The organism is Pantoea sp. SIMBA_079, assembly GCF_046940275.1.
GTDB lineage: Bacteria > Pseudomonadota > Gammaproteobacteria > Enterobacterales > Enterobacteriaceae > Pantoea > Pantoea borealis.
The window spans coordinates 1-253 of sequence record NZ_JAWRYR010000624.1 but is presented as its reverse complement, the minus strand read 5'-3'; the positions used below and the strand labels follow the sequence as shown (position 1 = coordinate 253).

The following is a 253-nucleotide window of genomic DNA, read 5'->3' as shown; positions in this document are numbered from 1 at the left end:
AGCCGTTTGAAACGCCGCTGGGAACTAACCCGCTGCATCCAAACGTTATCTCGAACCCGGCTGCACGTATCTTTAAAGACGACGCCGAAGCATTGGGTAAAGCCGATAAGTTCCCGTATGTCGGAACCACCTATCGTCTGACCGAGCACTTCCACTACTGGACCAAACACGCGCTGTTGAACGCGATTTTGCAGCCAGAGCAGTTTGTGGAAATCGGGGAGTCGCTGGCGAATAAACTTGGCATTGCCCAGGG

1 protein-coding gene is annotated in these 253 nt (G+C 53.8%); it reads left to right on the top strand.

The window, feature by feature from the left end:
* Window positions 1-253, top strand: a 253-nt coding sequence (locus SB719_RS21440; protein ID WP_412159927.1) for a hypothetical protein, incomplete at both ends; no start/stop codon positions are given.